Origin of the sequence: Promicromonospora citrea (assembly GCF_013004695.1) — a bacterium.
In the GTDB taxonomy this organism is placed as follows: domain Bacteria; phylum Actinomycetota; class Actinomycetes; order Actinomycetales; family Cellulomonadaceae; genus Promicromonospora; species Promicromonospora citrea.
Window position 1 is genome coordinate 16,830 of the sequence record NZ_JABEMG010000044.1, and the last position, 16,128, is coordinate 32,957.

General features: G+C 73.3%; 14 protein-coding genes. 4 read left to right on the top strand and 10 right to left on the bottom strand.

Features of this window, described 5'->3' with window-relative positions; translation table 11 throughout:
* Positions 1-98: 98 nt before the first annotated feature.
* Both mshC and HLB15_RS10645 read right to left on the bottom strand, forming a co-directional pair.
* Positions 99-1,424, bottom strand: coding sequence for a cysteine--1-D-myo-inosityl 2-amino-2-deoxy-alpha-D-glucopyranoside ligase (gene mshC / locus HLB15_RS10640; protein WP_171105392.1), 1,326 nt, complete (start codon positions 1,422-1,424; stop codon positions 99-101).
* A 74-nt stretch (positions 1,425-1,498) separates the two neighbouring features.
* The gene (locus HLB15_RS10645) at positions 1,499-2,419 is read right to left on the bottom strand and encodes an undecaprenyl-diphosphate phosphatase (protein ID WP_171105394.1); all 921 of its coding nucleotides are present in this window, start codon (positions 2,417-2,419) and stop codon (positions 1,499-1,501) included.
* 69 nt (positions 2,420-2,488) lie between these two features.
* On the opposite strand from HLB15_RS10645, the gene HLB15_RS10650 reads away from it, so the two are divergent.
* On the top strand, positions 2,489-3,460 hold the full coding sequence (locus tag HLB15_RS10650; protein WP_171105396.1) for an aldo/keto reductase: 972 nt from the start codon (positions 2,489-2,491) through the stop codon (positions 3,458-3,460).
* Positions 3,461-3,505: 45 nt separating this feature from the next.
* Here HLB15_RS10650 and HLB15_RS10655 read toward each other — a convergent pair whose 3' ends face one another.
* Entirely contained in the window at positions 3,506-3,853 is a 348-nt protein-coding gene (locus HLB15_RS10655) for a primosomal protein (RefSeq protein WP_171105398.1), read from the bottom strand.
* A 114-nt stretch (positions 3,854-3,967) separates the two neighbouring features.
* Between HLB15_RS10655 and HLB15_RS10660 the strand changes: the two genes are divergently transcribed.
* A complete protein-coding gene (locus tag HLB15_RS10660) occupies positions 3,968-4,183 on the top strand; it encodes a DUF5703 family protein (protein WP_171105401.1) in 216 nt (71 codons plus the stop codon).
* 45 nt (positions 4,184-4,228) lie between these two features.
* Here HLB15_RS10660 and HLB15_RS10665 read toward each other — a convergent pair whose 3' ends face one another.
* The gene (locus HLB15_RS10665) at positions 4,229-5,569 is read right to left on the bottom strand and encodes a M20/M25/M40 family metallo-hydrolase (RefSeq protein ID WP_171105403.1); all 1,341 of its coding nucleotides are present in this window, start codon (positions 5,567-5,569) and stop codon (positions 4,229-4,231) included.
* Positions 5,570-5,663: 94 nt separating this feature from the next.
* The gene (locus HLB15_RS10670; RefSeq protein ID WP_171105405.1) at positions 5,664-7,769 is read right to left on the bottom strand and encodes a M3 family metallopeptidase; all 2,106 of its coding nucleotides are present in this window, start codon (positions 7,767-7,769) and stop codon (positions 5,664-5,666) included.
* Between the two features lie 68 nt (positions 7,770-7,837).
* Here HLB15_RS10670 and HLB15_RS10675 point away from each other — a divergent pair, with 68 nt between their 5' ends.
* Positions 7,838-8,248: a DUF6314 family protein gene (locus HLB15_RS10675; RefSeq protein ID WP_171105408.1), complete on the top strand. Its 411-nt coding sequence runs from the start codon at positions 7,838-7,840 to the stop codon at positions 8,246-8,248.
* Between the two features lie 155 nt (positions 8,249-8,403).
* On the opposite strand, the gene HLB15_RS10680 is transcribed toward HLB15_RS10675, so the two are convergent.
* The 5 genes from HLB15_RS10680 to HLB15_RS10700 all read right to left on the bottom strand — a co-directional run bounded on the left by HLB15_RS10680 (position 8,404) and on the right by HLB15_RS10700 (position 14,746).
* The gene (locus HLB15_RS10680) at positions 8,404-9,663 is read right to left on the bottom strand and encodes an alginate lyase family protein (RefSeq protein ID WP_229785679.1); all 1,260 of its coding nucleotides are present in this window, start codon (positions 9,661-9,663) and stop codon (positions 8,404-8,406) included.
* A gap of 23 nt (positions 9,664-9,686) precedes the next feature.
* Positions 9,687-11,018: a ricin-type beta-trefoil lectin domain protein gene (locus HLB15_RS10685; protein ID WP_229785680.1), complete on the bottom strand. Its 1,332-nt coding sequence runs from the start codon at positions 11,016-11,018 to the stop codon at positions 9,687-9,689.
* Positions 11,019-11,244: 226 nt separating this feature from the next.
* Positions 11,245-12,261, bottom strand: a complete 1,017-nt coding sequence (locus tag HLB15_RS10690; RefSeq protein WP_171105412.1) for a chitinase — start codon at positions 12,259-12,261, stop codon at positions 11,245-11,247.
* Positions 12,262-12,340: 79 nt separating this feature from the next.
* On the bottom strand, positions 12,341-13,966 hold the full coding sequence (locus tag HLB15_RS10695; RefSeq protein WP_171105414.1) for an ATP-binding cassette domain-containing protein: 1,626 nt from the start codon (positions 13,964-13,966) through the stop codon (positions 12,341-12,343).
* Positions 13,967-14,170: 204 nt separating this feature from the next.
* Positions 14,171-14,746 carry a TetR/AcrR family transcriptional regulator gene (locus HLB15_RS10700; protein ID WP_171105416.1) on the bottom strand — a complete coding sequence of 192 codons (576 nt, stop codon included), beginning with the start codon at positions 14,744-14,746 and terminating at the stop codon, positions 14,171-14,173.
* 123 nt (positions 14,747-14,869) lie between these two features.
* On the opposite strand from HLB15_RS10700, the gene HLB15_RS10705 reads away from it, so the two are divergent.
* Positions 14,870-16,128, top strand: a 1,259-nt coding sequence (locus HLB15_RS10705; RefSeq protein WP_171105417.1) for an FAD-dependent monooxygenase, incomplete at its 3' end; no start/stop codon positions are given.

Genomic DNA, 16,128 nt, shown 5'->3' on the forward strand with positions numbered 1-16,128 from the left:
ATGCAAACGGAAGCAGGGGCCAAAACTAACCCGGAAAGCGTTTGCCGCGGCCATCGGCTACCTGGTTGCCCGGGCCCCGCAGGGGCACCCCCGGAACGTCAGAGACGCACTCCGAGCAGGGCGTTCACCGCCCGCGCGACGACGCCGGGCGCACCCTCCTCGTCCTGCGAGGTGTCCCGGGCGGGGTCGAGCGCCAGCTCGGCCCACGCGTCGACGGCGGCCAGCGCCGAGGGCGCGTCGAGGTCGTCGGCGAGCGCCGCACGGATCCGCTCGAGCGTCTCGTCGGCCGACGGACCGCCGTTGCCCGAGACCGCGTCGCGCCACCGCGTGAGGCGTGCCTCGCCGCGCGCGAGCGACGTCGCATCGTCCCACTCCCACTCGGTGCGGTAGTGGTGGGCCAGCAGCGCGAGGCGGATCGCCATCGGGTCGTGCCCGGCCTCGCGCAGGCGGGAGACCAGCACGAGGTTGCCGAGCGACTTGCTCATCTTCTCGCCCTGGTAGGCCACCAGGCCCGCGTGCACGTGCGTCCGCGCCGCGACGGGCTGCACGCCCTCCCCCGCCGTGAGCAGCCGCAGGTGGGACGTCGACATCTCGTGGTGCGGGAACAGGAGGTCGCAGCCGCCGCCCTGCACGTCGAACCGCGCACCGCCCGGCCGGTCCGCGCCGCCCAGCCCGAGGCCGTCGCGCGCGATCACGGCGCACTCGATGTGCCAGCCGGGCCTGCCCGTACCGAGCGGGCCGCCGTCCCAGGCGGGCTCGCCCGGGCGCTCGCGCCGCCACAGCAGCGGGTCGAGCGCGTCCTTCTTGCCGTCGCGGTCCGGGTCGCCGCCGCGCTCGGCGAACGTGGCCAGCGCCTGCGCGCGGTCCAGGCGGGCGACGCCGCCGAAGTCCGGGTCGGCCGTGAGGTCGGCGTAGACGTCCCCCAGGTCGGGGGCGTCGCCGCCGGCTCCGGGCTCGAGAGGCACCCGGTAGGCGGCGCCGGACTCCAGGAGGGCGGTGACGGCGCGCGCGACGTCGGGCACCGACTCGACCGCGCCGGTCCAGGTGCGCGGCGGCACGACGCCGAGCGCCGTCATGTCCTCGCGGAACAGGGCGACCTGCGACGCGGCCAGCTCGCGCCAGTCCACGCCGGTCTCCTGCGCGCGCTCGAGCAGCGGGTCGTCGACGTCGGTCACGTTCGAGGCGTAGACGACCTCCTTGCCCGCGTCGAGCCAGGCGCGCACCAGCAGGTCGAAGGCGACGTAGGTGTTGGCGTGCCCGATGTGCGTCGCGTCGTAGGGCGTGATGCCGCACGCGTAGAGGCGGGCCTGCGGCCCGGGCGCCGCCTCCACGAGCTCACCGGTGGACGAGTCGTGGACCCGGATCGGCGCCGCCGACGGGGAGCCGGGGAGCTGCGGGACTTGGGGCGTGGGCCAGGCGTGCACGGCCCCAACGATAACCGCCGCCACCGACAGCCCTTGACCATCGGAGGCGCCGGCGGGCGCCGCCGAGGTGTGGTCTACGCGACCCCGCCGTGCGCGTCGATCGTGCCCGACATGAGCAGCCAGACGACCACGCCCGCGAGCGCGAAGCGGTAGAACACGAACGGCTTGTACGAGTAGTTCCCGATGATCTTGAGGAACCCGATGATGACGGCGTAGCCGACACCGAAGGCGACGAGCGTCGCGATCGCGGTGGCGCCCCAGCCGGGCGCACCGGCCGGCAGCGGCTCGCCGAGCGTCTTGAACAGCTGGTAGAAGCCCGACCCGAGCACGGCGGGCAGCGCGAGCAGGAACGAGTAGTCCGCCGCGGCCTTGCGGCTGAAGCCCATGGTGAGGCCCGCCGTGATGGTGCCGCCCGACCGGGACACGCCCGGCACGAGGGCGAGCGCCTGCGCGAAGCCGAAGAAGAGCGCGCTGCGACCGGTCAGGGACGTCAGCTCGCGCTCCTGGCGGCCGAAGACGTCGGCCAGGAGGAGCAGCAGGCCGAAGAACGCGAGCGTGACCACGGTGAGCCACAGGTTGCGCAGCGTGGTCTCGATGTAGTCCTCGAACAGCAGGCCGAGCACCACGATCGGGATCGAGCCGAGGATGATGTACCAGCCCATCGCGGCGTCGTGGTCCGCGACGACGCCCGCACGGCCGTGCCGCACGTCGACGGAGCCCGGCCGGGGGCCCAGGCCCGTGCGGGCGCGCCAGCCCGAGCCGTTCCTGCCGGTCAGCGCCCGGAACCACGCGACGAGGATCGCGCCGATCTTCTTCCGGTAGTAGATGATGACCGCCGCCTCGGTGCCGATCTGCGTGATCGCGGTGAACGCGGCCCCCGGATCGCTGGACCCGATCAGCTCACCGACGATGCGCAGGTGCGCAGAGGAGGAGATCGGGAGGAACTCGGTCAGGCCCTGCACCAGGCCAAGAAGGATCGCTTCCCACGCAGTCACGGGCGGTGACACTACCCCAACGGCGCGCCTCCGGACGCACGGGCGAGCCGCGCGGGTAGCCTGCCGTCCATGGAACGACGTCGCGTGGGCGCCTCCGGCCTGCGGGTCTCCGAGCTCGGGCTCGGGACCATGACATGGGGCCGCGACACCGACGAGATCGACGCGGCGGAACAGGTGAAGGACTTCCTCGACGCGGGCGGCAGCCTGCTCGACACCGCGGCCAGCTACGCCGACGGCGACGCGGAGCGCGTCATCGGCACCCTGCTGTCCGGCAAGGTGGACCGCCGCGAGCTCGTCCTGACCACCAAGGCGGGGATCCGTACCGAGGCGCGCGCGGACGGCCCCGGCCGCGTCGTGGACGCCTCGCGCGGCGCGCTGCTGGACACCCTGGACGAGTCGCTGGCCCGCATGGGCACCGACCACGTCGACCTCTTCCTCGTCGCCTGCCCCGACCCGAACACCTCGCTCGAGGAGACGGCGGGCGCGCTGCGCATCGCCGTCACGAGCGGCCGCGCCCGGTACGTGGGCCTGAGCAACCACCCCGGGTGGGCGACGGCACGCGCCGCCGGCTTCCTCGAGCCCGACGTCGGCCTCGCGGCCGTCGAGCTCGAGTACTCGCTGCTGCAGCGCGGCGTCGAGCGCGACGTGCTCCCGGCCGCCGACGCCGTCGGCGCGGGCCTGCTCGCGTGGTCGCCGCTGGGCCGCGGCGTGCTCACCGGCAAGTACCGGCGCGCCATCCCGGCGGACTCCCGCGCGGCGGGGGCGCTCGCCGGCTTCGTGCAGCCCTACCTCGAGGAGTCGGCGTCCGCCGTCGTCGAGGCCGTCGCCACCGCGGCGGAGGGCCTGGGCCGCACGCCCGGCGAGGTCGCGCTCGCGTGGCTGCTCGAGCGCGACGGCGTCGCCTCGGCGATCCTGGGCGCGCGGACGCCCGCCCAGCTGCGCTCGTCGCTGGAGGCCGCGTCGCTCGAGCTGCCCTACGAGGTGCACGCGGCGCTCGACGACGTGTCGGCGCCCGTCATCGGCTACCCCGAACGCTGGTGACCTCCGGCCGGCCCGGACACCGGTGACCGGCGCACGGGTGACCGCTCAGCCCTGGCGGGCGGGCTGCGGCTGGTCCGCCGCGCTCCCCTCGGCAGCGTCGTCGTCGAGGTCCTCGAGGTCGTCGTCGAAGTCGAGGTCGAGGTCCTCGAGATCGTCGTCCTCGTCCTCGTCGTCGTCATCGTCGTCGTCCACCTCGTCGGCGAGGTAGAACGGCGTCACCTCGCCGTAGACCGTGGCCAGGGACTCCTCGTACACCTCGTAGGCGTCGGCGAGCACGTCGTAGGCGTCGTCGACGGCAGGGTCGTCGTCACTCCGCCGAGTGACGACCGCGTGGTGGTGGGCCTCGAGAGCGGCGATGAGGCGGTCGAGCGCGGCACGCGGTTCAACGGTCATGCCTTGAAGGTAGCGCCCTCGGGAGCACAATGGGCACACGAAATCGGAGCCCGTCGTCGCTCTGCCACGAAAACGGCATAAACTGACCCCACCCGCGACCAGAGGACGGTGCACATGGCAAGAGACGGTTCCCTGTTCCGCAAGCACAGCCAGTACGAGTACCGCGTCATGACGTTCGACCCGGGCACCACGGTGCCGGACGCCCGCCGGGCGCTCACCGAGGAAGCCGAGTACGGGCACTGGGAGCTGGCGAGAACCCGTCTCTACATCGGCGGCAGACGCAAGGTGTGGCTGCGCCGCAAGATCATCAAGGTCAGCTCGACGCTCTGACCCCCGGTCGCGGGGCGGCCGCCACGGCCGCCCCGCGACCGGCGTTCAGCAGGTCGCCAGCAGGCGGTCCAGCACGCGCGTGCCGAACCTCAGGGCCTCGGTCGGCACACGCTCGTCGACGCCGTGGAACATCCCCGCGAAGTCGAGGTCGCCGGTGAGCTGCAGCGGCGCGAAGCCGTACCCCGTGATGCCGAGCCGGTGCAGCGACTTGTTGTCCGTGCCGCCCGAGAGCGTGTAGGGCAGCACCGTCGCCCCCGGGTCCTCCGCGTCGATCGCTGCCACCATGGCGTCGACGAGCGACCCGCTGAACGGCACCTCGAGGGCCGTGTCCAGGTGGATCGGCTCGATCCGGACGCGCGGCCCGGCGAGCTCGCGCAGCGTCGCCATCCCTGCCTCCTCCTGCCCGGGCAGGAGCCGCACGTCGATCGTCGCCTCCGCGCGACCCGGGATGACGTTCGCCTTGTAGCCCGCCTCGAGCTGGGTCGGGTTCGACGTGTTGCGCACCGTCGCGCCCACGAACTTGGCCACGGGCCCGAGGGCGGCGACCAGCTCGTCCACCGACGCCGGGTCCGCGAGGTCGACCGGTCGTCCGGTGAGGTCGGCGACACCGCGCAGCAGCGCCTCGACCGTCGGCGTGATCGTGTACGGCCAGGCGTGCTGCCCGATCCGGGCCACGGCCGCCGCCAGCTCCGCGACGGCGTTGTCCTCGTTGACCTGGGAGCCGTGGCCGGCGCGCCCCTCGGCGACCAGCCGGAGCCACGCGATGCCCTTCTCCGCCGTCTGGAGCAGGTAGGCGCGCTTGCCGCCCACCTCGACCGAGTAGCCACCCACCTCGGAGATCGCCTCGGTGGCCCCCTCGAAGAGCTCGGGGCGGTGGTCGACGGCCCAGCGGGCGCCGTGCACGCCGCCCGCCTCCTCGTCGGCGAAGAACGCCACCACGACGTCGCGCGACGGCTTGCGGCCCTCGCGCGCCATCTGGCGCACGACGGCGAGGATCATCGCGTCCATGTCCTTCATGTCGACGGCGCCGCGGCCCCACAGCAGGCCGTCCGTCTCCTCGCCGCCGAACGGGTCGACCGACCAGTCGTCCTTCGCGGCCGGCACGACGTCGAGGTGACCGTGGAGCACGAGCGCGGGCCGGGCCGGGTCCTGACCCTCCAGCCGCACGACGACGGACGCGCGGCCGGGGCGGGACTCGAACAGCTCGGGCTCGAGGCCGACCTCGTGGAGCAGCTCCATCACGTACTCGGCGGCGGCCCGCTCCCCCGGGCCCTCGTCGGTGCCGTAGTTCGACGTGTCGAACCGGATCAGCTCCTGACAGATGCGGACGACCTCGTCGGCGGCGGTCGGGACGGCGCGGGCGGGGTCAGGTGCGGTCGAAGTCACGCCGCCACCGTACCTGCTGCCCCGTCCGCACCGTCCTGTCCGCACCGTCCTGTCCGCGGGGCCGGCCCGTCCCGTGGCTCGGGCGAGCCGCCGCTCAGGCCAGGCCGCGCCGCGCGAGCAGCGGTGCGATGTCCGCCGCGCGGCCCCGGAGGTCCTCGAACGAGGCGAGCGGGTCCTGCGACCCGCCGCGGGCCAGCAGCCGGCGCCGGAAGGTCTCGCCGTTCTCCCGCGTCAGCCCACCGTTCTCCCGGTACCACTCCACGGTGTCGGCGTCGAGCACCTCGGACCAGATGTACGAGTAGTACCCGGCCGAGTAGCCGCCGCCGAAGATGTGGTTGAAGTACGTCGTGCGGTAGCGCGGCGGCACGGCCGCGAGGTCGACACCTGCGTCCGCGAGCGCGGTGGCCTCGAACGACAGCACGTCGTCGGCGGACGCGGGGACCTGCTCGGGCGTGAGGCGGTGCCACGCCTGGTCGAGCAGGGCCGCGGCGAGGTACTCCGTGGTCGCGAAGCCCTCGCCCCAGGTGCGCGAGGCGAGCATGGTCTCGACCCACCGGGCGGGCATCGGCTCGCCCGTCTCGTGGTGGACGGCGAACGCGGCGAGGACCTGCGGCTCCCAGGCCCACATCTCGTTGACCTGCGAGGGGTACTCGACGAAGTCGCGCGGCACCGCCGTGCCGGACTGGGACGGGTAGCGCACGTCGCTGAGCAGGCCGTGCAGCGCGTGCCCGAACTCGTGGAACAGCGTGGTGACCTCGTCCCACACGAGCAGGGTGGGCTCGCCGGCCGGCGGCTTGACGATGTTCAGGTTGTTGATCACCACGGGCCGCTCGCCGAGCAGGGCGTTCTGCCGCACCAGGCTGTTCATCCACGCGCCGCCCCGCTTCGACTCACGCGTGTACCAGTCGCCGAGGAACAGGCCGAGTCCGGTGTCCGGCTCCCCCGGCTCCGGCGCGTCGAACACCTCGAACACGCGCACGTCGGGGTGGTAGCCGGCGAGGTCGGTCCGCTCGGTGAACGACAGCCCGAACAGCAGGCGAGCGGCCCGCAAGACGCCGTCGTGCACGACGCGCTCGAGCTCGAGGTAGGGGCGCAGCGCGGCGTCATCCAGGTCGAACCGCTCCTTGCGCACCTTCTCGCTGAGGAAGGACCAGTCCGCGGCCCGCACCCCGCCGGACGGCGCGCCGTCCACCGCGGCGAGCGCCTCGGCCTCGCGGCGCGCGTTCGCGACGGCGGCCGGGGCGAGCCGGCCGAGCATCTCGGCGACGGCCTCGGCGCTGCCCGCCGTGGTGTCCGCGGCCACGTACGCGGCGTGGTGCTCGTAGCCGAGCAGGCGGGCGCGCTCGGCGCGCAGGCGGACGATCTCGAGCAGCACCTCGCGCGTGTCGGTGTCGCCGCCCGTGGCGCCGCGCGCCATGGAGGCGGCCTGCACCCGCTCGCGGAGGTCGGCGTCCTCGAGCGAGGCGAGCACGTTCTGGTGCGTGAAGAGCTGCATCTCCAGGAGCCAGCCCTCCTGCCCACGGGCCTGCGCCGCGGCACGTGCGCCGGCGCGCGCGTCGGCGGAGAGCCCGGCGAGCTGCGTCTCGTCGGTCACGAGCACCCCGGCCTCGTTGGCCCCGGCCAGGAGCTTGCGGCCGAACGACGCCTGGAGGGTGGTGAGGCGGGCGTTGAGCTCGCGCAGGCGCGCCTGCTCCTGCTCGGGCAGCGCGATGCCCGAGCGCTCGAACCGGGTGACGCGGCGCCGCAGCAGGTAGGCGGTGTCGGGCTCGAGGGTGAGGGTGCCCGTGTCGGCCGCATCGGCGAGCGCCTTGACCCGGGTGTACAGCCGGGCGTCGAGGTCGACGGCGTCCTCGTGCGCGGCGAGCAGGGGCGCGAGCCGTTCCTGGATGTCCTCGAGCCCGGGCGTCGAGTCGGCGGACAGGACGCTGTGGAACGCCGTGAGCACGCGGTCGAGCAGGCTGCCGGACCGTTCGAGGGCCTCGAGCGTGTTCTCCACGGTCGGCGGCTCCGGGTTGGTGGCGATCGCCTCGACCTCGGCGCGGTGGGCCGCCATGCCCGCGAGCGCCGCGGGCTCGTAGTGCTCCTCGCGGATCGCGGCGAAGTCGGGCAGCCCGTACGGCAGAGCCCAGGGGGCGGCGAAGGGGTTGGCGGGGTCGAGGTCGGCGCCGGGCTGCCGGCTCGTCTGCTCTGTCGACGTCATGGGGTCCATCCTGGACCATGCGTGCGCATGCTCCGGGGCGTCCCGAGCGGGCGCGTAGGATCGGCGCCGTGAGTCCTCTCCGGCTGGTCGGCACCTGGGACCTCGACCGCGAGGTCGTGCATGCCGACGGCGCCCGGTACACCGTGACCGGCCAGGCCACGCTGCGGCGCGAGGACGACGGGCGCGTCCGCTGGGACGAGCACGGCACGCTGCGGTGGGAGTCGGGCAGCACACCGGTGTCGCGGACGCTGTACCTGGTCCGTGCGTCGGGATCGGCGTCCTGGCGGGTCCTCTTCGAGGACGGTCGCGACTTCCACCCGTGGACGCCGGGCAGGGTCGAGCACGCGTGCGGCCGCGATCTGTACCGCGGCGACGTCGACGTGCCGGACGGGCCCGCGACGTCGTGGGAGCTAACCTGGCACGTGACGGGCCCGGAGAAGGACTACGAGATGCACACCCGCTACACGCTGCCGAGGTAGTCAGTTGGCGAGGTAGTCACGTGGCGAGGTAGTCAGTTGGCGAGGTAGTCACCCAGCGTGAGCCCGGTGACTACCTCGCTGCGTGACTACCTCGCCAGATGACTACCTCGCCGGCTGACTACCTCGCCACGTGACTACCTCGGCGGGGGGGAGGGTCAGGGGAGGACGTGGGGGTTGTCCGCGTGGGTCAGGGTCTCCCAGGCGACGAACAGGTTGTTCGTGCCCTGCGGCCGCATGGACTCCGTCAGGGCCTGCGTGTTCGTCATCGAGAACCCCTGCCGGTTGTGCAGGGCGTTGAACCCGACCTCCGTGACCGGGCCGAGGCCCAGGTGCACGGAGCCGCCGCACAGCCACGACGGCACGGCGGCACCCCGCTGGTAGGTGGAGTGGAAGCCGAGCGCGTGCCGCAGCCGCTCCCCCACCTGCGGGTAGAGGTCGTCCCCCTGGATGGCGGCGGTCTCCGCGACGTGCGAGATCGCCGAGATGCCGTACCCCGTGTGCGTGAAGTCCCGGCAGGTCTCCTGCGCCAGCCCGTTGACCAGCGTGCGCTGGTTGTGCCAGAACGCGAAGATCTGGTCGGGCGTGTCCCGCCCCGTACCGGGCACGGTGCGCGGCACCGGCCCGTCCGAGGTCAGGTAGATGAACGCCGGCACCCGCACGAGGAACGTCTGCCTCGCGGCCGCGTACGCGTTCCGGTCGTCGAGGAAGACGGCGATGCCGACGGCCGCCTCCATCATCGACAGCTCCCAGTTGCCGTTGCTGCGGGAGCCGTTGATCACCTCGGGCAGGTAGACGTCGCGCAGCATCCGCTCGAACCGGTCGACGTCGGCGGCGGCCCAGCCCGCCCCCGTGTACCGGATGATCTCGGCGGCCCGCGGCCACACCGACCCGGCCCACGCCGTCTGCAGCGGCGCGTTGGAGTTGGTGTGGTCACGGATGACGGGCGACCACGCGTTCATGATCGAGATCGCCTTCTGGGCGTGCCGGCTGTCGCGCGTGACCGACCAGGCCAGCGCGTGGGTGTACGCCGCGATGGCGTCCTCCCGCTCGTCGGTGCAGCCGTTGTTGGGGTTGGAGTAGGACCCGCACTCGACGACGGCGCGGGGGTGCGGGGTGTAGGAGAGCGACGCGTACCGGCTGGCCATCATGGCGTCGTAGGCCCTGCGCCACGGCTGCGCCCCGGCCTGCACCTGCTGCCGGACGAAGTCGAGCTGCGGCCGGCTCACGTGCACGCCGGGGTGCGTGAACGTGGTGGGCACGTCCGCGGCGACCGGTGCAGGGACCGCCTGGCCGACGGCGGCCGACGGCACGGACCTCGCGGCGGAGCCCGCCACGCCCGTGCCCGCCGTCGCCCCCGTGACCGCCGTCGCCAGGAGCAGGGCGGCGGTCACTGCTCCGGTGACGAGCGCACGCACACCGGCGTTCCTCCGGGCGCGCATCAGAAGCCCGCCGTGATGCGCGTGAAGTCGAAGCCCGGCTGGTCCCGGTTGACGGACCAGAACGCGAAGCGCGTCAGGCCGTTGTTCCGGGCGTAGTCACGGATCTGCGTCCAGGCCGCCGTGGTGGTGATCTCGCCCTGGTCGGAGGTCCCGTTCATGCCGGAGATGCCCATGTGGGCGTACGCCTGGGCGTCCGACCAGCCGTTGGCGGCCTTGAGCTGGTTCTTCAGGCCCTCGGACGCGCTGATCGTGTCCTGCGCGATGTTCGAGGAGCCGAAGTTGAACGGCATGATCGTGTAGTTGTCGATCGGGACGCCGAGCTGCGCCGCCCGGTTGATGAGCCGGGTGCCCGCGCCCTCGGGCCCACCGCGGCCGGTGCCGATCGTGACGGCGATCTTCACGCTCGGGTTGTTCTGCTTGACGATGATCAGACCCTGCAGGATGCGGTCCTGCACGGTGTAGTTCTCGAACTCGTCGGTGTTCTCGATGTCGAAGTCCACGACATGCGGCTGGTGGGCGTCGATGACGCGCTGCACGGCACCGGCGAACGCGGCGGGCGTCGCGCAGTTCGGGCCGAGCTTGTTGCCGGACCAGCCGCCGAAGGAGATCTGCACCTGGCCGCCTGCCGCCTTGATCGCGTTGATCGTCTGCTGGTCGACGCCGCCGGTGAGCGGGCGCTGGCCGTCCCACGCCGGGTTGCAGCCGCCCGAGGACAGGATGAACGCCATGGTGAACGCCCGGATGCCGGTCTGGCTCATGACGGAGGTCGCGCTCGGCGGGTTGCCCCAGCCGAGGTAGAGGTACGGCGCGGCCGGCATCTTCGCCGGGTCCGGGCCGGGGTTGCTGCCGCCGGACGGCAGCGTCCAGCGCTGGTTCGCGGAGCCCGCGCAGTCCCAGAGCTGCAGGGGCGTGCCGTCGGCCGAGCTGGGGCCCGTGGCGTCGAGACACTTCCCGAGCGCGCGGAGGCTTCCGTCAGCTCCCGCCGTCCAGGCCTGGGCAGCGGTGCCGTTGCAGTCCCACAGCTGCACGCGCGTGCCGTTGGCGGACGCGGCGCCCGCCACGTCGAGACACTTGCCGAGTGCGCGGACGGTGCCGTCGGCGCGCACGTCCCACGTCTGCGCGTTCGTCCCGTTGCAGCTGTAGAGCTGGATCTGCGTGCCGTTCGCGGTGCTCGCCGCCGCGACGTCGACGCACTTGCCGCCGTACCCGGTGATCGCGCCCGTCGCCGCCTGCGCGGGCAGAGCGCCCCCGCCCAGCGCGAGCGCGGTGACCAGGGCCACGGACAGTGCGGCGAGGCCGCCGACGACACGGCGCCGTAGACGTGCTTGCATGGTCGCCCTCCCTCACTTTCTAGCCTGTAAGTGAGGGAACCGTACGACTTCCTTGACAGCCGCAACATCGGGGCTTCCCCGTACAGCGACCACACGGTGTCCACGCAGGCTCCGCGCGACGTCACCGCTGCCCGGCGCGACAGGGCCCGGCTTCCCGCGCACGCGACACGGCCCGCCGCCGTCGACATGGACGACGACGGGCCGTACCGCCGGCGAGGCGCCGCGGTCAGAAACCCGCGGTGATCCGCGTGAACGCGAGGTCGTCCTGCGCGATCCCGCTGCAGTCGGAGGTCACCCCACCGCCCTCGCAGCCGCGGTCCCGGTTGACGGCCCAGTACGCGAACCGCGTCAGGCCGTTCTCGTTCGCCCAGTCACGGATCTGCTCCCACTGCTCCGGCGTGGTGATCTCGCCGACGTCGGACACGCCGTTCATCCCGGAGATCCCCGTGTGGGCCCACGCCTCCGCGTCCGACCAGCCGTGCGCGGCCTTCAGCTGGTCCTTGAGGCCCTGTGCCGCGCTGATCGTGTCCGCCACCATGTCGGATCCGCCGAAGTCGAACGTCATGACCGTGTAGTTGTCGATCGGCGTGCCGAGCTCGGCAGCCCGCTCGACGAGCCGCGCTCCCGCGCCCGCCGGCCCGCTGATCGACGTCGGGATGGTCACCACCGCCTGCACGTCCGGGTTGTCCTGCTTGACGATCGAGATCCCCTGCAGGATCCGGTCCTGGACCGCGTAGTCCTCCAGCTCGTCCGTGTTCTCGATGTCGAAGTCCACGACGTCGGGGTCGTGCGCGTCGATGACCTGCTGCACCGCACCGGCGAACTCCTCGGGGCTCGAGCACGCCGGCCCGAGCTTGTTGCCCGACCAGCCACCGAACGAGATCTGCACCTGGCCGCCGGCCGCCTTGATCGCGTCGATGGTCTGCTCGTCGACGCCCCCGGCCAGGGGCCGCTGCCCGTCCCATGCGGGGGTGCACCCGCCGGAGGACAGCATGAACGCCATCGTGAACGCCGACACGCCCGTCTCGGACATGACCGTGGTCGCGTCCTGCGGGTCACCCCAGCCGAGGTACAGGTAGGGCGCACCCGCGAGCTTGGCGCCCGCCTCCTGCGAGGCGTCGGCCTGCGGCGCGACCCGTGGGCCGCTGATCTCCATGGCCGTGGCGCCCGCCATCCCTCCGGCGGCGAGCAGCGCCGCGGTCACCGCACCGACGACTCCGAGTCGCTTCGGGTTCGTCTTCATCGTCATCTCCCAGAGCTCGGAACTATGTCAGGAGACCGTACGACCGGGTGAAATATGGGTCATCCGTGGTAACCCGTAGTCACGACCTCAGTTCCGTCAGCCGGCCCTCGGCGTCCAGCCGGATCTCCGCGTCCAGACCGAGGCGGTCGAGGAACACGCGGTCGTGGCTCACCACCAGCAACGCGCCCCGGTAGGCCGACAGGGCGTCCACGAGCTGGTCCGTGCTGGCGATGTCCAGGTTGTTCGTCGGCTCGTCCAGCACGAGAAGCTGCGCGGGCGGGTCCGCCAGCAGCAGGCTCGCCAGCGCCACCCGGAACCGCTCGCCGCCCGACAGCGTGGCCACCGGCCGGTCCACCGCCGCACCCCGCACGAGGAACCGCGCCAGCCGGTTGCGCAGCTCACCCGGCGGCACGTGCGGCGCGCCCTGCCGCACCGCCTCCAGCACCGGCAGGTCCTCGGGCAGCACGTCCGCGCGCTGCGGCAGGTACGCGGCACGGTCGGTCAGCAGCTCGCCGCCCGCCCCCGGCGCGACGCCGCCCGCACCGGCGGTGCCCCCGCGGGAGAGCAGCCGCTCGAGCAGCGTCGTCTTGCCCACCCCGTTCGGCCCCGTCAGCGCGATGCGCTCGGGGCCCTGCACCACGACCTCGCGCCCGTCGGCGCCCCGCAGGACCGCGAGCCGGCGCCCCGCGGGCACCTCCGGGTCCGGCAGGTCCACGACGATCCGGTCGTCGTCCCGCACCGCGCGCTCGGCGAGGTCCACCGCCGCACGCGCCTTCTCGACCTTGTCGTCCAGCAGCCCCCGCCGCGCGCCCGCCGACTTCTCCGCACTGTTGCGCCGGTCGTTGATCACGGCCTTGACGTACTTGCGGTTCGCGACGTCCTTGCGGCCCTTGCGCTCGCTGTGCGCGATGCGCTCCTCCGCCTCGATCCGCTGGCGCCTCTCGCGCCGCAGCGTCTGCTCGGCCGAGCGCAGCGCCTGCTCCGCTGCCTCCTGCTGCACCTGCAGCCACGCCCGGTACTCCGAGTACGGACCGCCGAACGTCGTCAGCGACCCCGCACGCAGCTCCGCCGTCTCGTCCATCAGCTCGAGCAGCGCCAGGTCGTGCGAGACGACGACCAGGGCACCGCGCCACCCCCGCACCAGCTCGTACAGGCGCTCGCGGGCGGCGCCGTCCAGGTTGTTGGTCGGCTCGTCGAGCAGGGCGACGGCGCCCGCGCCGCTCGCCTGGCGCAGCCGCACGCCCGTGATGGCCGTGAGCATCGCCTCGCCGCCCGACAGCGTGGCGACCGAACGGTCGAGGCCGGTCGGCAGACCGGTGGACGCGAGCAGCGCCACGGCCCGCTCCTCGACGTCCCAGTCCTGCCCGACGACGTCGAAGTGCGCCGGGTCGACGTCGCCCGACTCGATCGCGCGCAGCGCCCGGACCACGGGCGTGATGCCGAGCAGGTCGGCGACCGTCGCGTCGACCTCGAGCGTGAGGCGCTGCGGGAGGTGGTCCGCGGCGCCGCTCAGGGCGACGCGGCCGGACGAGGGCCTGAGCAGGCCCGCGACGAGACGCAGCAGGGTGGACTTGCCGGCGCCGTTGAGGCCCGTCAGGCCCGTGCGGCCGCGGCCGAAGGCGCCCGAGACGTGGTCGAGCGCGACGGACCCGTCGGGCCAGGCGAAAGTGACGTCGTGCAGCACGACGGAAGGGGTGGACGGCATGAAGGACTCCCGGGTGGTGGCGGCTGTGCCGACGCCCGGGCGCGGTACGACGAGGTACGGCGGGCAGGCGTCAGCGCGAGGTGGTCTCGTACCGGGAGATGCCAGTCATCACAGTCCTTCGGGTCGCTCCCTCACACACGCGGCACGCCCGCAGGAGCCCGGCGATCCTGCCACGACCCCGGAGGGCGCGCAAGGGATTTCCGCTCACGGCTCCTCGGCGGTCAGGTACCGCTGCACGGTGGGCGCGAGCCACGCCACCACCTCGTCGTGCGACAGGGCGGCCGCCGGCTCGAGCCGCAGCACGTAGCGCACCACCGCCATGCCGAGCACCTGGGAGGCGACGAGAGCGGCGCGGCGCTCGGCGTCCGGGTGGCCGAACGAGCGGGCGGCCGGCACGAGCTGGCTCCGGAACACGTCGCGCAGGCGGTCGGCGCCCGCGCTGTTGGTCATGCCGACCCGCAGCAGCGTCCGCAGCACGCCGTCCCGCTCCCACAGGTCGAGGAAGTGACGCACCAGCACGACACCGACGGAGCCCGGGTCGGTGCCCGCGAGGTCGGGGAAGTCGAGCTCGACGTCGACGACGGCCGCGAACAGCCCTTCCTTCGAGCCGAAGTACCGCATGACCATCGACGGGTCGATGGCGGCGTCGTGCGCGATGGACCGCACCGTCGCACGCTCGTAGCCGTCGGACGCGAAGCGCTCGCGCGCCGCCTCGAGGATCGCGGCACGGGTCGCGTCCGACCGCCGCCGGGGTGCCTGGGTCTCTGCGCCGGTTGCCATGCCCACAAGTGTAGGCCAACACCCGTTGACTTCTTCGGAGCGTGCGCCCTACCGTTGTCAACAAGCGTTGGCCAACGGATGTTGACCGAGACGGACCACGACCGGACGACCAGGAGGCACGACATGACCACGAACGCGGAGAGCACGAGCGGCAGGGCTGCCGGGAACCGTGCCGACGACCCGGCCGGCACGGACGTCGTCGTGGTGGGGGCCGGACCGACGGGACTCCTGCTCGCGGGCGACCTCGCGACGGCCGGGGCGCGGGTCACCGTCCTGGAGAGGCGCCCGGCCGGGCTCAGCAACCTCACGCGGGCGTTCGCCGTCCACGCGCGCAGCCTCGAGGTGCTCGACGCGCGCGGGTTGGTGGACGACCTGCTCCCCCGCGGGCGCCGCATCCAGGGTCTGCGCCTGTTCCAGCGGCTCACCGTCAGCCTCGCCGACCTGCCGTCCCGCTACCCGTACGTGCTCGTCACGCCGCAGTACGAGGTCGAGCGGCTGCTGCGCCGACGCGCCGAGGAGGCGGGCGCCGTGTTCCGTCACGAGGCCGAGGTGACAGCCCTCGTCCAGGACGCCGACGGCGTGACGGTCACGACGGCGTCCGGGCAGGCGGTCCGCGCCGCGTACGTGGTCGGGACCGACGGCGTGCGCTCGACGGTGCGGGAGGCGATCGGCGTGCCGTTCCCCGGCCGCTCGGTCATCCGCTCCATGGTGCTCGCCGACGTGCGGCTCGCCCGCGAGCCCGAGGACACACTCGCCGTGGCGGCAGGCAACGGTTCGCTCGGCTTCCTCGCCCCGTTCGGCGACGGCTGGTACCGCTTCATCGGCTGGCACGGCGAGCGCGACGTGAGCGAGAGCGAGCCGGTCGACCTCGAGGAGGTCCGCGCCATCGCCCGCGCCACGCTGGGCGACGACCACGGCATGACCGAGCCGCGGTTCCTGTCCCGGTTCCACGCCGACGAGCGCCAGGCGCCCACCTACCGCGTGGGCCGCGTGCTGCTGGCGGGCGACGCCGCGCACGTGCACAGCCCCGCCGGAGGCCTCGGCATGAACACCGGGATGCAGGACGCCGCGAACCTCGGCTGGAAGCTCGCGGCGGCCCTGCGCCTCCCGGCCGCCGAGCGCGCAGCCCTGCTCGACAGCTACGAGGCCGAGCGGCACCCGGTCGGGCGGCAGGTGCTGCGCGTCAGCGGCGGCATCCTGCGCACCGCCACGACGTCGGGGCCGGCGGCCGCCGTCCTGCGCAGCGTCGTCGTCGCGACGGTGTCGCGCGTGAGCGCCGCCCGCCGCCGCGCCGCGCTGACCATCACGGCGCTCGGTGTCGCCTACGCGCGTCCCCGCGGCGCGCACCCGCTGGTGGGCACCCGCGCGCCCGACCTGCCCCT

Coding starts and splice junctions, on each gene's coding strand:
- HLB15_RS10650 (WP_171105396.1), top strand. CDS start 2,489: ATGGAACGACGTCGCGTGGGCGCCTCCGGCCTGCGGGTCTCCGAGCTC.
- HLB15_RS10655 (WP_171105398.1), bottom strand. CDS start 3,853: ATGACCGTTGAACCGCGTGCCGCGCTCGACCGCCTCATCGCCGCTCTC.
- HLB15_RS10660 (WP_171105401.1), top strand. CDS start 3,968: ATGGCAAGAGACGGTTCCCTGTTCCGCAAGCACAGCCAGTACGAGTAC.
- HLB15_RS10670 (WP_171105405.1), bottom strand. CDS start 7,769: ATGACGTCGACAGAGCAGACGAGCCGGCAGCCCGGCGCCGACCTCGAC.
- HLB15_RS10685 (WP_229785680.1), bottom strand. CDS start 11,018: ATGCAAGCACGTCTACGGCGCCGTGTCGTCGGCGGCCTCGCCGCACTG.
- HLB15_RS10690 (WP_171105412.1), bottom strand. CDS start 12,261: ATGAAGACGAACCCGAAGCGACTCGGAGTCGTCGGTGCGGTGACCGCG.
- HLB15_RS10695 (WP_171105414.1), bottom strand. CDS start 13,966: ATGCCGTCCACCCCTTCCGTCGTGCTGCACGACGTCACTTTCGCCTGG.
- HLB15_RS10700 (WP_171105416.1), bottom strand. CDS start 14,746: ATGGCAACCGGCGCAGAGACCCAGGCACCCCGGCGGCGGTCGGACGCG.